The sequence below is a fragment of the Pedobacter sp. TM02 genome, assembly GCF_059705275.1.
Map to the genome: position 1 here is coordinate 3,111,020 of NZ_AP046530.1, position 18,866 is coordinate 3,129,885.

The window sequence follows — 18,866 nt, forward strand, 5'->3', positions numbered from 1 at the left end:
CAGAAACATGCGCAGTTTTTTGTTGTTATAACCTATAGCTAAACTGTACAATATTTTATATTTGATCCTATGAAGAAAATTTTAGTTGTTGACGATGATGATGATGTGCTAGATACCATTGCCGTGATTTTAGAAATTGGCGGATACGATGTAGAACCTTTAAATGATGCCGAAATCGTATTCGAACGTATTGCCGAATTTGAACCTGACCTGATATTGCTGGATGTGGTGCTGGGTAAAATCGATGGCAGGATTATCTGCAGCCAGCTTAAATCCCATGAAGACACCACCCACATCCCTATTTTGATGATGTCGGGGTTATATGACATGCGAGAAATACAGGATATGGAATGTGCACCAGACGATTTTATGGCCAAGCCCTTTAAAATGGATACCTTGCTCAGCAAAATAGAGAAGCTGGTGAGCTAAAAGCCAACTTGCAACTTTCAGTTTCTGGGCAACAGGACAGGTCAAAATTTTCTGAAATAATTGTTCCGACCCATTTAGCGGCTAACTTGATAGATATCCTAGAGCAGAATAAAACTACGATCACCTAAGCAGTTCTTCAATCAACCCCTTTCTATTCTTGGCTTTCGCGCGGACCACGTTTGTAAATAACCAGTCCATTTAAGAAATTACGTAAAATCTGATCGCCGCATTTTTTAAAATTTGGGTGATCGTCTTTTCTGAAGATATCGCCCAATTCGCTTTTGGTTACCGTAAAATTAACCAGTTTGCAAATCTCTATAATCTGATCGCTATTTAAGGATAAGGCTACCCTTAATTTTTTCATGATATCGTTATTGCTCATAATTGTATGGTTCGCAGCTTAAATAGTTAGATGGCCCTAAAAAGCCGCTTCTATTTTAACTTTCTTGTTCTTAATTTTTTCGTTGGCCAGCTTCTTAACAACTTTTGCCATTTGTGCCCTTTTGACAGCTACATAAGCTGCCTGGTCTTTCACTTCAATCAGTCCTACCTCGTCTTTTTGCAAACCTCCCTTTTTAAGCAGCAGGCCAACAATATCAACCTTATTGACCTTGTCTTTTTTACCGGCACTAATATACAAAGTTTGCCAGGCACTATCTTGCGGCATGGGATAAGGGCCTTTCAAATCGATGGTTTCTATTTCGGCACTTAAAAAAGGGTATTGCTCGTCGGCAGCCAAAATCAAATAGGCCGTTCCTTTGGCATTCATTCTGGCGGTGCGTCCATTGCGGTGCACAAAGGCATCTTCGGTATGTGGCAATTGGTAGTGGATAATGTGCGCTACCTCCGGAATATCCAGGCCACGCGCGGCCAAGTCTGTGGTAACCAAAATGAGATTGCTCCCATTCCTGAATTTGAGCAGGGCGCGCTCACGCTCATCTTGCTCCATGCCACCATGAAAAACATCGTGGATCAGGTCTTTTTCAATAAGCAAATCGCTAATGCGGTCGACCGTTTCACGGTGGTTGCAAAAAACTAGCATGGCTTCATTTCCGATGCTGCAGATGAGCTCGAACAAGGTTTCCAACTTGTCTTCCGCTTTGCTCGCTACTTTTTTGAGCGTGATGGCTGGCGCTATTTCCCTATTGGTTAAGAAATTGAGGGTAAGGGGGCTTTGCAAGCCCGTAAAATCCGGAATTTCTTCCATTTTGGTGGCCGAAGTCAGGATACGCTGCGCTAGAGAACGTAGGCTGCCAATGATATAGCCCATATCGGCCTGGAAACCAAACTCCAAGGCCTTATCAAATTCGTCGAGCACCAACGTGGTTATGGTCGATTCGTCGAAATGCCGTGCATCGAGGTGAAAGGCAATCCGTCCGGGCGTACCAATTAAAACTGCAGGTGCTTCTTTTAAGCTGTTGAGCTCGGTTTTTACCTCATGGCCTCCATAGCAGCAGGTTATTTTAAAACCCGATGCCATTTGCCTGAAAACCAATTCGATTTGCAAGGCCAGTTCTCTTGATGGCACCAAAATAAGACATTGGATACCCTTCGTTTCTTTTTTAAGCCTATGGAGTACCGGCAACAAAAAAGCAAGGGTTTTTCCGGAACCAGTTGGCGCCAAAATAACGACATCGCTTCCTTTTTTGCTGGCCGCAATGGCCTGTTCCTGAATTTGGTTAAGGGAGGCAATTTTAAGGTTATCGAGCACTGACTGTAGAATCATGGTCCAAAGGTAGCTATTTTAGTCAAGAGTCGTCAGGCTGAAGTCTCTAGTTCAGCTGTCCGAAAGTTTTCCTACTTTCGTTTTCTTCCTTCCTTTCCACCAGCCTCAACTTGCCATTTCCTTTTCCATTTTTGCTTCCACATTTCCCCAAAAAATCTTATCTTGTTGATAACCAATTGAATGTTAGCAAATAAACAATATACCGTTAACTGCAATTTCACATGAAGCGCTTAAATTTAGGAAACCTGATTACGGGTTGTTAACCTTAACACCACTAACGTATGAGCTGGAAAAAATTTAGTGGCGAAGTGATCCATTCGTCAATCTTAGAAGAAGTTGAACAAGCAATTATCAGAGAAACTGGAAACGGCTACAAACTGAAAGTGTGCATCGGCACAGACTCGCAGGTTAAAGGTGCGATTACCGATTTTGCAACCGTCATTGTTTTGCTAAGGGAACACCATGGTGGCTTTATGTACATCAGCCAAGAAAAAACCACCCAAAAAATGGGCATCAAGGAAAGGATGCTGGTCGAAGTGCAGAAATCAATCGAAACCGCCTATTCGGTTTGCGACCTGCTTGATGTGTACGATGTAGATTTGGAGGTACATGCCGACATCAATACCAATCCGATGTTTAAATCGAACAAGGCTTTAAACGAGGCCATGGGCTACATTTTGAGCATGGGTTTTATTTTTAAAGCCAAACCCGAAGCTTTCGCCAGTTCAACCTGCGCCGATAAGATGGTACACTAACAGTTGCAGGTTCAGGGTTAAAAGTTGAAAGCCATGAGCTAGATTTACAGCTTTTCACTTTAAACTTTCAGCTCCTTTACCAAGATTTGCTCACCACTTTTTTTTCTGGTGCAGGAATTTCTACCGGCTTTTCGTTGGCTATATACTGCTTCAGCTTTGCTGCAAAATCTTGGACATATTTGGCTGTTTGCGTTCGATATTCTTTCCATTGCCCCTCATTCAGCTTGCCGGGATTCTCTTCCAACGGGGTGGCTTTAGCCGTAGCGGCCACAAAGTTTCCATATCGGTCTCGCTGATACGGAACAAAACCAAAGTCGCTCAGCCAAAAACGATACTTCCCTTCTTTCACTTCTGCATTAAAACTGTACAGCACTTCGCCAGAAGGATGCGACATCACCAGCAGGGTTTTGTTGATAACGAATTTGCCGTTGGCCAGAATTGCGCTATCGCCTACCGCTGATTTGACCTTTAACGTCTTTTGCTTTTTGAGATAGGCATCCAGCCTATCCCTCAACAAATCACTGGTTACGCCTTCCAGCTTCACCACCTCGTAATAAATCAACTTCCCGTTTTCGTTAACAGCCAGGTTTTCGCCTTGCGCCACGGCTATATGGCAACTCAAGAACAACAAGGCCGTCAATAATCTAATTTTCATAAGTTTTACGCCTAAAAAAACGCCAGGCTTGTGCCCGGCGTTTGGATCAATACTAGAAAGCATAAACGGCCGCTAAAGAAAACTGCGAAGCATTTTTAGTCGCGGTTAGGCCATTGCGCTTTAAAAAACCCTGCGAAAAGTCTTTATCGCTGTCTAAACGCACCTCAGGGATAAAGGTCAATCCGCCCGACTTGATATTGCCCGATAACGTAAACGAGGCGACCGCCGCATCTTGAGTACCGGCTGCGCCCTTATAGTTAAAATATTCGGCCCTTAGCCCCAAAGCGACAGCCTTTGTAAAGGCATATTGCGGATATAGCGCAACTCCGGCATAACCTCCATTGTTGTTCGAAATGGTATAATTGGCCGCGTTTAGGCCCATCTTAAACTGATCGGTAATTTGATAGGCCGTAGTCAGATCGAAAATGGTGCCCGTACCCGCAGCGCCCGCTGAGCGGCCCGAAAGAAAATTCAGGTAAGCTGTCCAACCCGAAAGCGGGCTCAGGGTTAGCTGCGCCCCAATGTGCGATACGCCATTAAAATCCTGGTATACATTCCAATCGTTGAATAGGCCAGCCATCAGGCTTACTTGATCAGAAAAGGTATAGCTGGCTTTAATACCTGCATTCTGAAATGGCCCTGAGCCAAAGAGGTAGGAAGTAGAATAGTTGAAATTAGCGGCTGGCGAGATCACTTCGTAGCCGACGAAAGTGCCCATGTAGCCTGCAGCGATATTAAATTTATCGGTAAAGGCATAACTTATATAAAGATTTTGGATATGGAAGCTATTGGTCTTCTCATCGTAGGTGCCGGCCGCATTGGGGATAGACTGCGACTGGCCACGGGGCCCGAAAGACAGTTCGCCAACAAAAGAAGCCTTGCCGGTACTCTTTTTCAGGGCCAGGTCTATCATTCCCAGCGAAACGGAATTCTGTTCGTTGGCAAAATAGGTTTTGATGTTGCTTGCCTTATTGAGGTCGTATTTATAATAGGTATCTACTGATCCTGAAATCTGTAAGGGAGAACCCGATGATTCTTGGGCATAAGCAGTGGCAGTAAATCCTAAGGCGGTAAAGGTAGATAGTAGAGTTTTAATTTTCATAATTTTAAGTTTGAGGTTTATTTTAATCCATTATCTGACGACTTAAAAGGCAATAGCCGGGCTATCCACATCAAATGTGGTTCAATATTGTAGATAGCCCGAAATATTTGGTTTGATTTACCTAGTTGTTTGCGACTTCCTTTCCTGCAACGATCAAAGTGCCCTGGGTATATTTTTCATCGTGTTGCGAGGCATCCAGTCCTACTTCTTCTTCGGCTTCGCTTACGCGGATCGGCTGAATGAGGTTGACCAGCTTGAAAATTACAAACGACACGACAAAGCTGAAGATAATTACAATGAGCGCTCCTTTTAACTGAATGAAGAAAAACTCCGCATTGCCATAAAGCAAGCCATCGGCACCAGCACTGTTTACGGTTTTAGTGGCAAAAACACCTGTCAGCAGCATGCCTACGATCCCTCCAACACCATGGCAAGGAAAAACATCCAAGGTATCGTCTAAGCTGGTTTTTTGCTTCCACGAAACCACCAAGTTTGAAACTACCGCTGCTGCCACGCCAATAAAAATACTTGATGGAATACTTACAAAACCGGCACCCGGCGTAATGGCCACCAAGCCAACAACGGCCCCGATACAGAAACCCAAAACAGAAGGTTTTTTGCCTCTGGCAACATCAAAAAACATCCACGATAGGCCTGCCGCACCAGCAGCCGTATTGGTAGTTAAAAATGCCGAAACTGCCAAGGCATTGGCACTCAAGGCCGAGCCTGCGTTAAAGCCGAACCAGCCGAACCATAACAAACCGGTGCCAATCAATACATAAGGAATATTGGCTGGTGGCACTTCTTTATGTTCCAAGTGCGATTTTCTTCTTTTGAGCACCAAAGCTCCAGCTAAAGCTGCCATACCTGCCGAAATATGCACTACGGTTCCGCCGGCAAAGTCGAGCACGCCCATTTTGAGCAGAAAACCGTTCGGCGACCATGTCCAGTGTGCCAATGGCGAATACACAAAAAGCGCGAACAATACAATAAAGAGAATATACGAAGTAAAGCGGATACGCTCGGCAACGGCACCTACCACAAGCCCCGGGGTAATGATGGCAAACATCAATTGAAAAACCGCAAACAGCGAAAGCGGAATAGTTCCCCAGGCAGGCCCAGAGTTTACGCCCTGAAAAAACAAAAATGTTTTGGGATCTCCGATAAAGCCCCCAATGCTGTTACCAAAAGCGAGGCTGAAACCTACCACTACCCAAAGCACAGTAATTACCCCTGCGGCTACTACGCTTTTGATCATGGTAGAAAGAACATTTTTACGATGCACCATGCCTCCATAGAAGAAGGCCAGGCCCGGTGTCATTAAAAACACCAGTGCAGCGGCGACCAAGATAAACGCAACATCAGCCGCATTATATTTTCCTTCGTCAAAATTGGGAAGCAACGGCACAAAAAGAGATAAAACTGCAATTAAAATTAAAATTGCGAATGGAGCCCACTGTTTAAATAGAACTTTTGCCATAAATTTTCAAGTTTAGTGTTTATTTTTTTTGATAATTATTTAAAATTAACTATAAAATCTTAAAAAATCATAAAAAACAATTAATAACATTGGCAAAATCAATAAAAAAATATATTAAAATGTAAAAAAACATTAAATAAATATATTTTTTTGTCATTTTAAACACTAAAATTTTAAAATAAACTAATTTTTTAAATAAAAAACATCTTATTTTTTATATTTTTCGTAAAAATCATAGAAATTAACATCAAAAAAGTTAATCGTATCTTTATTTTATCATGAACCCATACCGCTTAACTTTCAAACAACAGTTCCCCATTTCACTGGAAAAGGCTTGGGACTTCTTTTCGTCGCCGATGAATCTGGCTCAGATTACACCAAGCGACATGGCATTTATCGTTACTTCCAAGCAGGAGCCGAACGAAAAAATGTATGCCGGAATGATTATTACTTATAAGGTTTCGCCACTCATGGGCATCAAGCTTAACTGGATGACCGAGATTACCCAGGTATCGCATGAAAAGTACTTTATAGACGAACAACGTTTTGGGCCTTTCAAGTTTTGGCACCATCAGCACCACTTTAAGGCTATACCCAATGGCGTTGAAATGACCGACATTTTAACCTATGGCCTACCCCTTGGCATTTTTGGGCAAATGGCTCATGGTCTTTTGGTAAGGAAGAGGCTAAAAGAGATTTTCGACTTCAGGAAAGCGAAAACGACCGAACTTTTTGGGATGATGCCTTAGGGGGAGTATCAATTGATAAATTAGATTGGAAATCCAGGGTTATCAAGATCGAGATGGCACATCTCGACCAGCCGACAAGGATTTAAACCTGCGCGCTTTTCATTTTAACCCTGAAAATATAAAAGAAATCTATTAAGCTGTAGCCACAAAGCTTCAACAATCCTATAACCATTAATCAACTAGCTTTTTTGCCACAGATTTATAGATCAGGCTTAAAACGGGCAGCTACATGGCAACAGAAATCCGTTAACCTGTGTCCACAAAGCTTCAAAAGCCCCACAACAATTCATCAACCAACTGTGCCGCCGCAGATTTACAGATTAGCCTTAAAACAGCTACACGACAACAGAAATCTGTTAATCTGTGGCCACAAAGCTTCAAAAACCCTGCAACAATCTATCAACCAACTGTCCCGCCACAGATTTACAGATTAGCCTTAAAACAGCCACAGCTACACGACAACAGAAATCTGCTAATCTGTGGCTAAAAAGCACCTACAGCCTTAAAGTCCATCTAATGAAAAAACACCGCTTCGTTTACATCTTCGAGCTTGCCCTTTGGTGTTTTGCACTGCAGTTGCAAAGTGTAACCTCCGCCACCTTCAACAAAAAACAACTCAAAAGGATGATAGCCTTTTTCAAGTGCAATTTGAGCCGATTTCTCTACAGACGAATGCATGCCGTCGTTATCAATCAGCACGTTACCACCTATTTTAAGCACACTTCCATCGTCAGAACGTAGGGCAAACGAATATACCCCTGTTTCCGCTGCATAAAAATAACCGACGTGGCGCGTAGCAAAACTAGGTGCCGTTTGGCTGATAGGGATTTCGATAGCTTTGGCGATTTTTTCGGTTGCCAAATCTTTCTCATTGATAGCCTTGGTATTTTTATAAAAGACCGGATAGTAATAAAAGCGCAAGCCTTTTTGCAGGTTATTTATATTTTCAGGCTGCAGATAGGCCTGTTTTTCATAGTCTATCGTATACACATCGCCACGATAGCCGGTTTTGCTAAATCCTGCGACATTAAAACGGGTGGAAGTTTTTACCAGCAACTGGCTAGGCAAAATCTTAGACGATTGGCTGGGCACCGTACCATCAGTGGTATAACGGATCGACATATCGGCAAAAGGCTTTTCGACAGACAGGTAGGCACTATCAACAAAAACACTTTTTTCGGTAAAGCCCAAAATGTCGGGCATCCTGTAATTGATGTGCATCGCATCTAATAATTTAGTCTGGCTTTGCAAACGGCTATTAAAATTTGTCCAATCGGCATCGGCTGTTCCCCACCCTACTTCGGCCAAGGCGAGCATCCTTGGAAAAATCATATATTCCAATCTATTTTCTGTAGGAATGTACTCTGTCCAAATGTTTGCCTGTACGCCAATTACGTTTTCATGTTCCTTGGCATCGAGACCAAAGGCCAGGGGATTAAACCCGTATAAAGTCTTGATGGTTTCGTTATCTTGCTTGTAATCGAAATAACAATAGGCCGACGGGGTCATGATAACGTGGTTGCCCTTAGCGGCTGCAATTTTCGGTGCATCTTTCACCCACGAACGCCAGTACATTACGGTTGCGGTTGAAGACACGCCTCCTTCGAGGATTTCGTCCCAGCCGATGAGCTTTTTGCCCTTGCTGTTAAAGAATTTCTCCATGCGGCGCACAAAATAGCTCTGCAACTCGTCGACACTCTTAAGCCCTTCCCTTTTCATCAACTCTTCGCATTCGGGCAAATGCTTCCAGCTCTCCTTCTCCACTTCGTCGGCACCCAAATGGATATAGCGACTTGGAAACAAGGCCGCAATTTCCGAGAATACATTTTCGGCAAACTCAAAGGTGGTTTCCTTGCAGGGACATAAAGGTTCGCTAAAGTTTTTGGCCATGCCACTTTTGCCCTGCGTAGTTAGCCAGGGCATGAGTTGGGTAGCCGCCATCATGTGTCCGGGCATGTCTATTTCGGGGATAATTTCAATCCCTCTATCCGACGCATAGGCAATCAGCGCACGCATTTCTTCCTGCGTATAAAAACCGCCATACTTTCTTTCGCCATCGATGGTTTTGAAATGCTTTTCGGGCAGGGCAAAATCAGGGTTGGTTTTGGCCAGCTCCAAGCAAGCAGAATCCTGATTGTTGAGGGTACGCCAAGCTCCTTTTGCGGTAAGCTCGGGATATTTCTTGATTTCGATGCGCCAGCCTTGGTCGTCGGTCAGGTGCAGGTGAAATTTATTGAACTTATAATAAGCCATCCGATCAATCATTTTGCGCAGGTAAGGTAAGTCGAAAAAATGGCGCGACACATCCAAGTGCATCCCCCGCCAGGCAAACCGAGGCTGGTCTTCTATCGCTAGGCAAGGCACTTTGATTGTTTTTCCGTTGCTGGCAAAAGCTTCGGTGCCGACAAGCTGTTTGAGGCTTGATATAGCCCAAAAGGCGCCCGGCAAACCTGCCACCCGTATTTCTATCTGTTTTTGGCCAACGGTTAATCGGTAGCCCTCTTCGGCTCTAATGGAAGCATCTTTACGCAGTACAATAGCATTTGCCTGTGTGCTTTTGGTTTTTATGGCACTTGCAATGGCCTTGAGTTCGTTCAGTGCAGGCACCAGATCGGCACTGCCTTTTGCAACTGTAATTTTTGTGGAGCCGCTCCACGCGAAACTCCCCGGAGCACTGGTTATTTTTAGGGGCTTAGGGATAAGGGCATAGGATGCCGATTGTTGAGCTCCTGCCAATTTAGCACACCACAACAATAGGATAAAAAATTTTATCTTCATTTTTAGGTAGGATAAGATGTTTTGCGCTATAGCCTACAAGCTGAACTTCGATCCCTGCACCACACCCCTGCGTTCGATTTCCTTATCCATATAGGTTTGGATAGCCGATTTTTTGAGTCCCCAATTTGGTGCAATCAACAGTTCCCAATCAGAAATGCCGAAGAGCCGCTGTACCACTATATCCGGTCTTAATAAAGGTAGGAATTCACACAACAAATCGGTGTATTCTTCCAAAGAAAAAAGCTTAAAAGGATTCCTTTTGTACTTAACGCCCATGATAGAGCCTTCTACGATATGCAGGTGGTGGAACTTGATGAACTTGATCTGTGGGAAACGGTTAACCTCTTGGATATAGCCTTCCATCATTTCGCGGGTTTCCCATGGAAAGCCAAAAATGGTATGCACGCAAAGGTTAAGCTTGCTGTTTTGCACCAGGTTTACGGCATCTACAAACTCCTGGTGGCTACAGCCACGGTTAATCTGGGTTAAGGTTTCGTCGTAAATGGATTCCATGCCCATTTCAAGGTCAACATCGTACCGGTCGGCGTAGCTCTCGAGCAGCTTGATTTTTTCGGCATCGATACAATCGGGCCTAGTACCTACGGCAAAACCCACTACGTCTGTGGTATTGACCGAGAGTGCTTCGTCGTACATCATTTTGAGGTAATGCACTGGCGCATAAGTATTGGTATTGGGCTGAAAATAGATGATAAATTTCTCTGCTCGATAAGAGTTACGCGCTCTTTCGATGCTTTGCTCTACCTGTTCTCTAATGGTGGGCAGCTTGCGCGAAAGTTCGGGCGTAAAAGAATCGACATTGCAATAGGTACAGCCACCAAAGCCCTTGCTGCCATCGCGGTTGGGACAGGTAAAGCCACCATCAACAATGACCTTGAATACGCGCTGGCCATTATATTTTTCGCGCAGGTGTGTACCGTAATTGTTGTAGTTTTTAAAACCTAAGTCTAGTGCTGTGCCCATTTAGGGCAAAGATACGGAATTAGTTGCGGATGGCGCAATGCCAAGCATACGAGCGAAGGACACTTGCGGGGTTTAAAAAACCTCGCAAGTGTATTTGCCATTAATTAGCTCCAGCAGTCTTATTTCTATTGATATAAAAATAGACAGGAACCCCCAGCAAAACGATCAAAAGTCCAGGCCAGGTATATTGTTGCTTATAAATGAGGAGCAAAATGCAGAATGCGGCACCGATCAACAAATAAATGATCGGCGTAACCGGATACAGCCAAGTTTTATAAGGCCGATCCAGCTTAGGCTGTTTAATTCTTAAATAGATCACGCCAAAAACGGTAATCATATAAAATAGCACGATAACAAAAGAAATCATATCCAACAGGTTACCATATTGTCCGCTTAAGCATAATACCGATGCCCAAGCCCCCTGCATCCAAAGTGATTTTTCCGGAACTCCATTCTTGTTGTTGTCGAGCGCCGATTTAAAGAACATCCCGTCTTTGGCCATGGTTTGGAATACCCGTGCACCCGCCAATACAATTCCATTGACACAACCAAAAGTAGAGATCATAACGAGTACGGCCATCACAATGGTCCCGATGCCATTACCGAAAATCTGCTCTGAGACTACCACGGCTACCCTGTCGTTAGGGGCAAAGGCAATACCATCTCTATTCAAGGTATTGAGGTATACGAAGTTCACCAATAAATAGAGGATCATGACCACCGAAGTGCCCAAAACCATAGAGCGCACCACATTTTTCTTTGGGTTTTCGATTTCTCCCGAAACAAAAGTTACGTTTTCCCAAGCCACGCTAGAGAATACCGAACCAACCATTGCCGCGGCAATCCCTCCCATGATGGTCATTCCAGAAATAGATTCCCATCCAGACTTTAAGAAGTTTCCGCTTACATCCGTTTTAAGGTTATTGAAAGCGTTCCATCCAAAGCTCATGTTCTCTGTCCAGAAATTGCTTTTCACCAAAAGAAAGCCTAAAACAATCAAGCCGATCAAGGCCACGATTTTGGATCCTGTAAAAATATTCTGCAGCCATTTTCCGCTCTCAACGCCCTTGGTGTTGATATAGGTTAGCAGCAAAATAACTGCGATAGCCAAAATCTGTATCCAAGTGATTTTATAGCCTCCACTTTGAAAAATTGGGGCAGCGTCATTCAAAGCAGGCACGAGATAAGCCGTAAATTTACCAAAGGCTACGGCTACGGCGGCAATAGTGCCTGTTTGGATTACAGTAAACAAACCCCAGCCATAGAGAAACCCCATCATTCTACCGAAAATTTCTTTCAGATAAGTGTATTGTCCTCCTGCCTTGGGAAACATCGAAGAAAGCTCTCCATAGGAAATTGCGGCAGCGATTGTCATCACACCAGTGATCAACCAAACCACAATGAGCCAATAGCCAGCGCCCAAATTCCGCATGATATCGGCACTTACAATAAAAATACCGCTTCCGATCATTGAGCCCATTACGAGCATAGCCCCGTCAAAAAGCCCTAGTTTCTTCTTCAGAGGACCTTCTTCTTTTTGTTTTTCCATGTTCAGTTTTTAGTTTGTTTTGGTTTAAGTTTAGCTTATATTGGGCTAATATATATAAAAAACACCTAATCGGCCAACGATGTATTTAGTTGTCAAACCGCAATCGGAAAATGTTAACAATCATTTTCATAAAAATTTGGTTATTAGCTAAACACGATTATTTTTGTGACCCTTGTATTATTTTTATTTCACAACTAAACAACCAAATTATAAATTAAACTATGGATTTTTTACAAAACAATTTAATCTATGCTATCCCACTTTTGGGCATCATTGGCATCTTGGTGATGGCGGTTAAGAGCGCATGGGTAAGCAAGCAAAATGCCGGCGATGCCAACATGCAGGAACTTGCCGGACACATTGCCAACGGCGCCATGGCCTTTTTAAAGGCAGAATGGAAAATTCTGAGCTTTTTTGTGCTCATTGCAGGCTGTCTTTTGGCCTATTCAGGTTCTGTTCAAGAAATCAATGGCCGCCCGATGCACTCGAGCTGGGTTATTGCCATTGCCTTTGTAATCGGCGCCGTTTTCTCTGCCTTGGCGGGTTATATCGGCATGAAAGCCGCTACCAAAGCCAACGTGCGTACTACACAGGCTGCCAGAACCAGTTTAAAGCAGGCCTTAAAAGTAAGTTTCACAGGCGGTACTGTAATGGGCTTAGGCGTTGCCGGGCTCGCTATCTTGGGACTAGGTAGTTTATTTATTGTTTTCCTGGCCATGTTTAAGGTAATCGGTCCCGATGGAATCGACACCATCCACATGAAAACCGCTATTGAAGTATTAACCGGGTTCTCTTTAGGTGCCGAGTCAATTGCCCTGTTTGCAAGGGTTGGTGGCGGTATTTACACCAAAGCGGCCGATGTAGGTGCCGACTTGGTAGGCAAGGTTGAAGCTGGCATTCCTGAAGATGATGTACGTAACCCTGCTACCATTGCCGATAACGTAGGTGATAATGTGGGCGACGTTGCAGGCATGGGTGCCGACTTGTTCGGTTCTTACGTGGCCACCATCTTGGCTACCATGGTTTTGGGCCAAGAGATTACCGTTACCGATAAATTTGGCGGCATGTCGCCTATCCTTTTACCCATGGTAATTTGTGGACTAGGCATTATCTTTTCAATTATCGGCACCTGGTTTGTAACCATTAAAGACGAAAAATCAAACGTTCAGAGCGCCTTGAATTTGGGCAACTGGTCGTCTATCATTATAACCGCCATTGCTTCTTTCTTCATTGTAAACTGGATGCTTCCAGAAACCTTGGTTTTGCGTGGCTATCAGTTTTCGAGCATCAACGTATTTTATGCCATTACCGTAGGCTTGGTAGTGGGTGCCATTATGAGTTTTGTAACCGAATACTACACAGCCATGGGCAAAGGCCCGGTAAATTCGATTATTCAGCAATCTTCAACCGGTCACGCTACCAACATTATCGGCGGTTTATCGGTAGGGATGAAATCGACTGTTATTCCAATCCTGGTATTGGCTGGGGGCATCGTAACTTCTTATTATTTTGCAGGCCTATACGGCGTGGCTATCGCTGCTGCCGGCATGATGGCTACTACGGCCATGCAGTTGGCGATTGATGCTTTTGGGCCAATTGCCGATAATGCAGGCGGTATTGCCGAAATGAGCCAATTGCCACCTGAAGTTCGTGAGCGTACCGATAACCTAGATGCAGTAGGCAATACCACAGCCGCAACTGGAAAAGGCTTTGCCATTGCTTCGGCTGCCTTAACTTCATTGGCTTTATTTGCGGCGTTTGTAGGCATTGCTGGTATTTCGGCCATCGACATCTACAAGGCGCCTGTATTGGCTGGTTTATTTGTAGGCGGCATGATTCCTTTTATTTTCTCGGCCTTGTGTATCCAGGCAGTGGGCAAAGCGGCCATGGACATGGTACAGGAAGTTCGTCGCCAGTTCCGCGAAATTCCTGGCATTATGGAGTATAAGGCCAAACCGGAATACGAGAAGTGCGTGGCCATTTCTACCCAGGCTTCTATCCGCGAAATGCTTTTGCCGGGCGCCATTGCCCTAATTACACCGGTAATTGTAGGCTTTGTATTTGGTCCGGAGGTATTGGGTGGCTTATTGGCTGGTGTTACCGTTTCGGGTGTATTGATGGGTATTTTCCAATCAAACGCTGGCGGTGCCTGGGACAATGCCAAAAAATCTTTCGAAAAAGGCGTTGAAATCAACGGTGAAATGTACTACAAAAAATCGGAGCCGCACAAAGCTTCAGTAACCGGCGATACCGTTGGTGACCCATTTAAGGATACTTCAGGCCCATCGATGAATATTTTAATCAAGCTGATGTCTATCGTTTCTTTAGTCATTGCCCCCTATATTGTTGGCATTACGCCGCCTGGAATGACTGCTTCGATCCGCACGGCTACCAAGGAAGTGCAACTGGCAAAGAATGCTGTTGCTTCGGGCAGCGAAAAGCTTGTCGCCATCAAAAATAGCACTAACACAACAACACATCATTAATATTACCAAATAAAGGGGGTTTTGAAGAAAAATCCCCTTTAATTTTACATTATTTTTATTTAGGTTTGAACCTTTAATAAACTGAAAAACTTATTGAAACACTTTAACTAAACTTAAACTATGAATTTTAGAAAGTCTATCGACTTACTTACAAAAGAGGCGGAGGAAAGTGGAGAAGGCACGCTGAAGCGGACCCTGGGGCCAGTTAACCTGGTAGCCTTGGGTATCGGTGCCATTATCGGTGCAGGTCTCTTTTCCATCACCGGTTCTGCCGCTGCTAACAACGCAGGTCCGGCGATTACCATTTCATTTATTATTGCGGCTATCGGCTGTGCTTTTGCTGGTTTATGTTATGCAGAATTTGCATCGATGATTCCGGTTGCAGGTAGTGCCTATACCTATTCTTACGCCACCATGGGCGAGTTTATCGCTTGGATCATTGGCTGGGATTTGGTACTGGAATACGCCGTAGGTGCTGCCACTGTATCCATCAGCTGGAGTCGCTACCTGGTCAAGTTCCTGCAGTATTTCGACATACACCTGCCCGCGCAGATGGTCATGTCGCCGTTTGATACCGCTACCTTGGCCGATGGTTCAATCGTATCAGGCGTAATCAACCTGCCAGCAGTGTTCATTGTAGTATTGATGTCTTTAATCTTGATTAAAGGAACCAAAGAATCAGCCATCATCAACGGTTTAATTGTAGCCATTAAAGTAGTTATCGTTATGATTTTCATCTTCTTGGGATGGAAATACATCAACACCGAAAACTTTACGCCTTATATCCCTAACAACACCGGCAAATTTGGCGAGTATGGCATATCTGGTATCATTAGAGCTGCCGGTATCGTATTCTTCGCCTATATTGGTTTCGATGCGGTATCTACTGCAGCTCAGGAAGCCAAAAACCCTAAGAAAGACATGCCTATCGGTATCTTGGTATCGTTGTTCATCTGTACCATCCTTTACATCTTGTTTGCCCACGTTATGACTGGCGTAGCTAACTATGAGTTGTTTAAAGGCCAAGATGGTATTGCTCCGGTAGCTGTAGCGATCGACAACATGGGCGTTAAAAATGCGGCTGGCGTTGTTGCTCCTGCTTACCCTTGGTTAAACAAAGCGATCATCCTGGCTATCTTGGGTGGTTATGCTTCGGTAATCCTGGTGATGCTAATGGGCCAATCGAGGGTATTCTTCTCGATGAGTAAAGACGGCTTGTTGCCAAAAGTATTCTCAAGCGTACACCCTAAATTCAGTACTCCTGCAAAAAGCAACTTATTGTTTATGGTGTTTGTAAGCTTGTTCGCTGCATTCGTTCCTGCACGTGTGGTAGGCGAAATGACCAGTATCGGAACCTTGTTTGCCTTTATCTTGGTGTGTATCGGTATCATGATCCTAAGAAAACGCATGCCAGATTTGCCAAGAGCATTTAAAGTTCCTTTGGTTCCTTTGGTTCCTATTTTAGGCGTAGCGGTTTGTTTGGGCATGATGGTATTCTTGCCATTGGATACCTGGGTACGTTTATTGGTATGGATGATTATCGGTATCAACGTATACTTGTTCTACGGCATTAAGCACAGTGCCCTTTCAGACAACCTGAAGGCAACGATGATGAAAAGCAGCAAAACTGTTTCCTATGTAGGTTTGGCATTGGCAGCGCTGCTTATTGTGGTAGCCATTTTGCACCACCACCTCTCGTTAGAAGCAATGAAAGTTGATGCCACTGCCAGTGCAGATGTTGGCCTTTACTACTTCTCGTTAGGCTTTGCCTTACTACACTTGATTATTTATGGCTACAGGTTAGCAACTGTTAACCAGGTAGAACCTAAATAGATTTAACAAAAATCATAACAGAAAAGCCCCGGTAATTTATCGGGGCTTTTTTATTTTAGGCTTATCCTTAGCGAACGAACTTGCTTGTTGTTGTAAAGTTTACCTTATATTTCCATACAAAGCCTTAACTTTGTCACAAAATCATTACCGCTATGCCATTCGACTTCAGCCAAATCCTTTCTACCACCATGGTTCTTTTTGCCATTATTGATATTTTGGGCTCTATTCCCATCATTATCGAACTGCGCAAGAAAGCCGGCCACATCCAATCAGAAAAGGCAGCCATCGTAGCCACCGCCTTAATGATCACCTTTTTGTTTGCCGGCAAAACCTTGCTCAGCGTTATCGGGGTTGATGTCGAATCGTTTGCTATTGCAGGTTCGTTTGTCATCTTTGCCTTGGCTATGGAAATGGTTTTGGGCCTGACCTTGTTCAAAGAAGAATCGCCCGATACGGTTTCAATTGTGCCACTTGCCTTTCCGCTCATTGCTGGCGCCGGCACCATGACAACCCTCCTATCGCTGAAAACCGAATACGCTACACAAAACATCATTGTAGGCATTATCCTTAACATGCTCTTCGTTTATTTTGTACTGAAAAACACCAACCGGTTAGAAAAACTGTTCGGCAAAACAGGCTTAAATATTTTAAGGAAGGCTTTTGGGATTATCCTTTTGGCCATTGCGATCAAATTGTTCAGGACGAATACAGGGCTTTAGTTGGGAGGGCTTGGTTGAAAGTGAAAAGTTGAAAGTTCAAAGTTGAGAGTTTTAAGCAAGGGGGTTATTGCGAGTCGTTAAAACGGGAGAAATCCATTCCCCACTGGAGGAGTACCCGAAGAGCGGGTGATCGATTACGGCTTTCGGTTTAGCTCTTGAACAATCCCTTAATGCGCCTAAATGGTTTAAAACTAACGCAAAGCAGGAAGCAAACAAAATTGTCGGTTGCCAATCAACTGTCAAACAATACAAAATTTCCTCAGCGATTAGCTGCCACGAAAATATAAGCTTAGCAGATGTAACCTTTTTTGATTAGCTTAGTCAAACAGTAAATCAGATCACCGAAATGAACAATTTTGAACAATTTACGGTTATCATCGGCGTTCTCGCCGTTATCTTCGAAGGCATCAGGCATTTGAAGGAGAAACTCTTTGGCCGAAAGCATAGCCACTAGGCTACTGTTTGATAAGCCTGGCCACAAACATGCTGTCGGCCTTATGCGCATACCCTTTAATCAATTCCATTTTTTCGAGTTTGAGGTCGAAGTTTTTGGTTAAGTAATCAACCATATCTTCATTCTCGGCCTTAAACACAGAGCAGGTCATGTAAAGCAGCGGTTTGCCCTTTTTGAGGTATTTAACTACGCTACCGGCAATAGCCTTTTGTAGTTTATTGTAGTTGGCTACTTTGTGGTCTTCAAAAAAGCAGAGCATTTCTGGCGTACGGCCCCAAGTACCCGAACCCGAGCAAGGTGCATCGACCAAAATGCCATCAAACTCATAATGGTGTAATACCTGATCGTTATTCTGCAACAGGTCGATTACTTTTTGATGGTATTTCTTAATTCCGGCCAACTGAAAGCGCTCCTGCAGGTTGCCCAAGCTAGTTGCCCGCACATCGCTGACCAGCAATTCGATTTGTGGCTCCAAACTATGCAACAATAACGATTTTCCACCGGATGCTGCACAGCAGTCCCACCAATAATCACCAGCTTGGGGCTCAAAATAATTGCCTGTTAGCTGCGATGAAAAGTCTTGTACCTGATATAGGCGTTCATCACTGATCAGTTGTTCCAATTTGGTGCCGTTGGGCAGAGCCAGGGTGACAGGTCCAACTTCCCTAGGTGTTACCCCTTGGGCTTTCAGCTGGTTAATAACGGCCTGGATATGCGTTTCCTTCACTCGGATAAACAAATCGGGCTGTACAAAGAAAGAGGTATAAAAAGCAGTGGCATCAATGCCTGCAGACAGTTCGGGTTTGAATGTAAAAACATCGGTGAGCTTAAATGCCGGATATTTCTTTTGGATGAGGGCAATTTTATCGGCTAGCGCAAGTGCAAAGGCATCTTCAAGTTCGGGCAGTTGGCTGGCCGCCACGAGGCTTGGCGTTTCGTTGCACAGAAAATCGGCAATAGCCAGCCTTTCCATGGTCTTTAATTTGCCCAAAGCCTTGCCCAACCTAAAATAACTATACAGATAGCGTGTAGCCCACCTACGGTCTGACGACCCCATCTGCTTGTTTTGCTTAAAATAGGCAAACAGGTAACGATGCAGGGGCAATACGCCATCGTAGCTGCCTAACAGCTGCTCAAAGGCCCTGATTTGATGTTCTACTTTCATGTTTG

Annotated in this window: 15 protein-coding genes; 6 read left to right on the top strand and 9 right to left on the bottom strand. The window is 44.2% G+C overall.

Annotated features, from left to right (window positions below; all coding sequences use genetic code 11):
- The first annotated feature begins 69 nt into the window (after positions 1–69).
- Positions 70–429, top strand: coding sequence for a response regulator (locus tag AC6H1S_RS13215; protein ID WP_199141394.1), 360 nt, complete (start codon positions 70–72; stop codon positions 427–429).
- A 151-nt stretch (positions 430–580) separates the two neighbouring features.
- On the opposite strand, the gene AC6H1S_RS13220 is transcribed toward AC6H1S_RS13215, so the two are convergent.
- Positions 581–811 carry a DUF1456 family protein gene (locus AC6H1S_RS13220; protein WP_199141395.1) on the bottom strand — a complete coding sequence of 77 codons (231 nt, stop codon included), beginning with the start codon at positions 809–811 and terminating at the stop codon, positions 581–583.
- A gap of 36 nt (positions 812–847) precedes the next feature.
- A complete protein-coding gene (locus AC6H1S_RS13225) occupies positions 848–2,155 on the bottom strand; it encodes a DEAD/DEAH box helicase (RefSeq protein WP_497563918.1) in 1,308 nt (435 codons plus the stop codon).
- A 281-nt stretch (positions 2,156–2,436) separates the two neighbouring features.
- Here AC6H1S_RS13225 and AC6H1S_RS13230 point away from each other — a divergent pair, with 281 nt between their 5' ends.
- A complete protein-coding gene (locus tag AC6H1S_RS13230; RefSeq protein WP_199141397.1) occupies positions 2,437–2,910 on the top strand; it encodes a ribonuclease H-like YkuK family protein in 474 nt (157 codons plus the stop codon).
- Positions 2,911–2,986: 76 nt separating this feature from the next.
- Here AC6H1S_RS13230 and AC6H1S_RS13235 read toward each other — a convergent pair whose 3' ends face one another.
- The 3 genes from AC6H1S_RS13235 to AC6H1S_RS13245 form a co-directional block, all read right to left on the bottom strand.
- Positions 2,987–3,565, bottom strand: a complete 579-nt coding sequence (locus AC6H1S_RS13235) for a DUF4468 domain-containing protein (protein WP_497563919.1) — start codon at positions 3,563–3,565, stop codon at positions 2,987–2,989.
- 52 nt (positions 3,566–3,617) lie between these two features.
- The gene (locus tag AC6H1S_RS13240; protein ID WP_199141399.1) at positions 3,618–4,667 is read right to left on the bottom strand and encodes an outer membrane beta-barrel protein; all 1,050 of its coding nucleotides are present in this window, start codon (positions 4,665–4,667) and stop codon (positions 3,618–3,620) included.
- 121 nt (positions 4,668–4,788) lie between these two features.
- A complete protein-coding gene (locus tag AC6H1S_RS13245; protein WP_199141400.1) occupies positions 4,789–6,147 on the bottom strand; it encodes an ammonium transporter in 1,359 nt (452 codons plus the stop codon).
- Between the two features lie 278 nt (positions 6,148–6,425).
- Here AC6H1S_RS13245 and AC6H1S_RS13250 point away from each other — a divergent pair, with 278 nt between their 5' ends.
- On the top strand, positions 6,426–6,896 hold the full coding sequence (locus AC6H1S_RS13250; protein ID WP_497563920.1) for an SRPBCC family protein: 471 nt from the start codon (positions 6,426–6,428) through the stop codon (positions 6,894–6,896).
- 513 nt (positions 6,897–7,409) lie between these two features.
- On the opposite strand, the gene AC6H1S_RS13255 is transcribed toward AC6H1S_RS13250, so the two are convergent.
- The 3 genes from AC6H1S_RS13255 to AC6H1S_RS13265 form a co-directional block, all read right to left on the bottom strand.
- Complete coding sequence (locus AC6H1S_RS13255) at positions 7,410–9,674, bottom strand: family 20 glycosylhydrolase (RefSeq protein WP_497563921.1); 2,265 nt, start codon at positions 9,672–9,674, stop codon at positions 7,410–7,412.
- Positions 9,675–9,707: 33 nt separating this feature from the next.
- Positions 9,708–10,655, bottom strand: a complete 948-nt coding sequence (gene mnmL / locus AC6H1S_RS13260; protein WP_497563922.1) for a tRNA modification radical SAM protein MnmL/YtqA — start codon at positions 10,653–10,655, stop codon at positions 9,708–9,710.
- Positions 10,656–10,755: 100 nt separating this feature from the next.
- Entirely contained in the window at positions 10,756–12,204 is a 1,449-nt protein-coding gene (locus tag AC6H1S_RS13265; protein ID WP_199141444.1) for an APC family permease, read from the bottom strand.
- Between the two features lie 221 nt (positions 12,205–12,425).
- Here AC6H1S_RS13265 and AC6H1S_RS13270 point away from each other — a divergent pair, with 221 nt between their 5' ends.
- The 3 genes from AC6H1S_RS13270 (at position 12,426) to AC6H1S_RS13280 (ending at position 17,242) form a co-directional block, all read left to right on the top strand.
- A complete protein-coding gene (locus tag AC6H1S_RS13270; protein WP_497563923.1) occupies positions 12,426–14,690 on the top strand; it encodes a sodium-translocating pyrophosphatase in 2,265 nt (754 codons plus the stop codon).
- A 120-nt stretch (positions 14,691–14,810) separates the two neighbouring features.
- Entirely contained in the window at positions 14,811–16,523 is a 1,713-nt protein-coding gene (locus AC6H1S_RS13275; RefSeq protein ID WP_199141446.1) for an amino acid permease, read from the top strand.
- A gap of 152 nt (positions 16,524–16,675) precedes the next feature.
- Entirely contained in the window at positions 16,676–17,242 is a 567-nt protein-coding gene (locus tag AC6H1S_RS13280; protein ID WP_199141447.1) for a MarC family protein, read from the top strand.
- Between the two features lie 455 nt (positions 17,243–17,697).
- Here the strand turns inward: AC6H1S_RS13280 and AC6H1S_RS13285 are convergent, their stop codons facing one another.
- Complete coding sequence (locus AC6H1S_RS13285; RefSeq protein ID WP_497563924.1) at positions 17,698–18,861, bottom strand: RsmB/NOP family class I SAM-dependent RNA methyltransferase; 1,164 nt, start codon at positions 18,859–18,861, stop codon at positions 17,698–17,700.
- Between the last annotated feature and the right edge of the window lie 5 nt (positions 18,862–18,866).